Here is a 4,314-nt window from a genome sequence, read left to right as displayed (position 1 = left end):
TAACACGCCCTATGAACGGATATAATATAATATCTGAATTTCTATTTTCAAAGCTATTATTGACGACCTTATTCATCGGAGCAACCAAAGGAAACTGTAATTGAAATGTAGGTATCTCACAGAATCGAGATGTCATTTCAATATTCATAGATGTTCCGCCATGCTCAGAGTGAACATCAACTCCAATATTTTTAATTTGATTTTTATGCGGGGCAATACCAAATTTCTTTGTCGAGCGAATAGAAAAACACATCTGCCTATCCCAAGAAACTATCTTAGGGTTTCTCAAATAGTTAAACTTAGTTTGCTTAACAGATTGTAATTCTTGTAAGAATAACCGTTTATCAGCATAAGTGGATTTCATTACACTTATGCTTTGAGGATCTAAAGTTTCTAGCTCACCGTCATAAAAACCATTGAATTTATGCTTCCAACTCGCCCAACCACAAGGTAACAAATGGTAGGTATAATAATAACTTTCAGGGCCTAACTCAGATGAGTCACCTAAGTAGTTAGTTCCACAAATCCAGCCAACATCATTATCATCACTATAACGCTCTAATAAGTCATCACAATACTGGAAAAAAGTATCTTCTGGATAATTATCGTCTTCTAAAAAAATCGCCTTTTCTTCTTGTGAAAGAACCCATTTAGCTCCTTCTCCAATACGATTGTACACCCCTACATTTTCATCGCTAAAGTCGGTTACAACCTCACAATCCCAATCGATTAATGAAAGAGCTATTTCTCTTGTTTTTTCTGCTAGGGCTTTTTCTTCTTCTGTTCTGCCACCATCGGCAATAACATACATTTTATTGGGATTATATTTTTTAATCTGCCCAATTATTCGCCATAACGTTTCGCTTCTTTTAAAGATAAAAAGAACAACAGGTGTTTTTGACATTAATAAGCCTTACTTAACAATACGTTTGATTAATCAGCGTTACGCGTTAAAAAATTAATATACCATGGCATAGCTTTATCAATACCACCAAGAATACGAAACTCAGGTTCGTAACCAAGATTGCCTCTAGCTTTGTCGATATTAGCTTGAGAGTGCCTTACGTCGCCGGCTCTAAAGTCTCTGTATACAGGCTCATTATTCACAACCACTTTATTACCGATGAGGGAAACTCGAATAGCTTTAAACAATTCATTAAGTGTTGTTCTATCACCTACTGCAACGTTATAAACTTCATTTTTCACTTCATCTTTAGCAGTAGCAGCCAAAATATTCATTTGAATTACATTTTCAATGAAACAAAAATCTCGACTCGTTTCACCATCACCATTAATGAAAATGTCCTGTTCTTCAATCATTGCAGAAGTCCACTTAGGAATAACAGCAGCATACGCCCCATTAGGGTCCTGCCTTTTTCCAAATACATTAAAGTAACGTAAGCCAATTGTTTTAAAACCATATGTTTTGGCAAACACATTAGCATAGAGTTCATTAACATATTTCGTAACCGCATAAGGAGAAAGAGGGTTACCAATGTTTTCTTCTACCTTAGGTAAAGCAGGGTGGTCACCATATGTAGAGCTCGATGCTGCATAAGTAAAGCTAATTACCAGCTCTTCTTTTGCTGCGGTTAACATATTCAAATAGCCAGTTATATTTGCTGAATTTGTTAATACAGGATTCGAAATCGACCGAGGTACAGAACCTAAAGCAGCCTGATGTAAAACATAATCCACACCTGAAACAGCTTTTTGACAAGTATCAAAATCTCGAATATCCCCTTCAATAAAACTAAAGTTTTGCCATTCATCACTAGAGACTAACCCTTTAACTTCATCCAGGTTATATTGATGCCCTGTCGAAAAATTATCTAAACCAACTACTTTTTGATTTAATTTCAACAATGTTTCAAGTAAATTTGACCCAATAAAACCAGCAACACCTGTCACTAGCCATACTTTAGGACACTGAATCAACTGTTTTTTAACTTCTTGGTAACGTGACATTTTTTTAACCTATATATTTGAAACTTACTGCGGTATTAATACCTATAAACGCATATCTACATTTTCTTTCGGTAACACATACTTTAAATCATATAACACATGCTTTTCTTTACCTAGCTCGCGAATTAACTCTGGCCCCATCACTGAAAATTCATCATGAGCAACCGCTAATATAATTGCATCATAATGCCCTTGTTTAGGAGAGGTTAATGCCAACCCATACTCCTCTAGAGCCTCTTCAGCAGAGCACCACGGGTCAGTAACATCAACATTGATATTGTATTCTTTTAATTCACTAACGATATCTATAACTTTAGTATTACGTAAATCAGGGCAGTTTTCTTTAAAAGTTAATCCCATGACGAGAACATTTGCACCATCGACATGAATACGATCTTTTAGCATAGTTTTTACTAATTGAGACACAACATATGCCCCCATACCATCGTTCAACCTACGGCCAGCCAAAATCATTTCAGGATGATAACCAACACTTTGTGCTTTATGGGTTAGGTAATACGGATCAACTCCAATACAGTGGCCTCCCACTAAACCAGGCCTAAATGGTAAAAAGTTCCATTTTGTACCTGCGGCTTCTAAAACCTCTAAAGTATCAATCCCTAGCTTATTAAAAATAATTGAAAGCTCATTGATTAGAGCAATATTCACATCACGCTGTGTATTCTCAATTACTTTTGCAGCCTCAGCAACTTTGATCGATGAAGCTTTATGAGTGCCTGCAGTAATAATTGATTTGTATAAACTGTCTACGAAGTTAGCAATTTCTGGAGTAGACCCGGCCGTAACTTTCAAAATATTCGTAACTCGATGTTCTTTATCACCAGGATTAATTCGTTCAGGTGAGTAGCCGGCAAAGAAATCAACATTGAAAGTTAAACCTGAAAATCGCTCAACGACTGGAATACATTCTTCTTCAGTTGCCCCCGGATAAACAGTTGACTCATATATGATCGTATCACCTTTTGAGATCACTTTACCTAGCATCTCACTAGCCTTAACTAACGGAGATAAATCGGGTTGCTTATGCTCATCTATAGGCGTAGGAACAGTAACAATATATATGTTACATTCTTTTAAATCTGCAGCATCAGCACTGTACTTTAAATTCGTAGCCTCTTTAAGTTCTTCAGATGAGCACTCCAAGGTTGAGTCTCTCCCCTCTGATAGCTCTTTAATGCGAGGTTTGTTTATATCAAAACCAAGAACATCAAACTGCTTTCCGAACTCTACAGCTAAAGGTAAACCAACATAGCCTAATCCAATAATTCCAATTTTTGCATGATCTAGTGATAAACTCATCTTACAGCCTTCTAAATTAATAATTAAATGTTGTTACTTCTGTATAGATTAATAACGATGAAGTTAAATTCTATATTTGAGAATACTGGGAATACGCAGTTTCTACTCTCAGCCTTTCAAACCCGACTGAGACACTTTTTATCCATTTTGAGACGACGGCATTACCGCTACCCCCTATAAAACCTCGGTTTCACTGTTTTTCTCTAAACAGTCCCAATAGGCTCTTCTTTTCTAATCTTCTTTTTTAACAAAATGTCTTATAAGCACTAGCATTATCGCTAGTATTCCGCCAAGCATTATTCCTAACACACAAATCAATGCGCGTTTTGGTCCAGCTTTTTCTTCAGGAATGAATGCTGGATCGATTGTTTTAAATACATATTCATCTCTAACTTCTGCAAACATAATTGTTTTCGCTTGCTCTTCGATGAGCTTATAAAGAATTGAACGAATATCTGCGACGTTAGTGAGTGCGATTTGCTTATTTAAAAACTCACTACTGCGATTTGCTTCAGCAACATCTCGCCCTTTCATCACTTTATTAATATCTTCAATCAGCCAGGTCACCCACTGCTGTGCGATAGCGGGTGATAAATGTTCAACCGATACCGTGACCATGCTACTATCTTTAGCTTCGTCAACTGAAATAACTTTACTGAACACTTTATATGCTTCTTGCATAGACGGTTCTGGCTTAAATGGGGCTTTTACTTCACGCAGCCATTTACCTGTATCTAAGTTGTATAATTCAGCATCGTATATTATTGAATTATCGCTTTGATTCCATTTATCAACCGCCATTAAGTCCGGAAGAATATTATGCTTTTGGATAAATTGACTGCTAAATTGACGTGACTTCATCACTTCTATGGCCATTTGAGTTTTATCTACTCCGCCACCGCCACCAAGGTTAATACCGGCCATACTCGCAAGACCGCCAAATTGACCCGCTAATGCACTTAAGCCTCCGCCCTGTTCTTCACTCGCCGGCGCTAATAGAGCTTCAGATTTATAGGTGTTCGGCTG

Annotated in this window: 4 protein-coding genes; all 4 read right to left on the bottom strand. The window is 37.0% G+C overall.

Annotated features, from left to right (window positions below; all coding sequences use genetic code 11):
- A partial coding sequence (locus tag CXF82_RS00625) for a glycosyltransferase family A protein (protein WP_102043490.1) occupies positions 1 to 904 on the bottom strand: 904 nt, incomplete at its 3' end.
- Positions 905 to 933: 29 nt separating this feature from the next.
- Positions 934 to 1,968, bottom strand: coding sequence for an NAD-dependent epimerase/dehydratase family protein (locus tag CXF82_RS00620; RefSeq protein WP_102043489.1), 1,035 nt, complete (start codon positions 1,966 to 1,968; stop codon positions 934 to 936).
- A 42-nt stretch (positions 1,969 to 2,010) separates the two neighbouring features.
- Entirely contained in the window at positions 2,011 to 3,288 is a 1,278-nt protein-coding gene (tviB, locus tag CXF82_RS00615) for a Vi polysaccharide biosynthesis UDP-N-acetylglucosamine C-6 dehydrogenase TviB (protein WP_102043488.1), read from the bottom strand.
- A gap of 231 nt (positions 3,289 to 3,519) precedes the next feature.
- On the bottom strand, positions 3,520 to 4,314 hold a 795-nt coding region (locus CXF82_RS00610), incomplete at its 5' end, for a GNVR domain-containing protein (protein WP_102043487.1).

The sequence above is a fragment of the Shewanella sp. GutDb-MelDb genome, assembly GCF_002836075.1.
Taxonomy (GTDB): domain Bacteria; phylum Pseudomonadota; class Gammaproteobacteria; order Enterobacterales; family Shewanellaceae; genus Shewanella.
The sequence above is the reverse complement of the archived record's forward strand: the minus strand, read 5'-3'. Positions and strand labels throughout refer to the sequence as shown.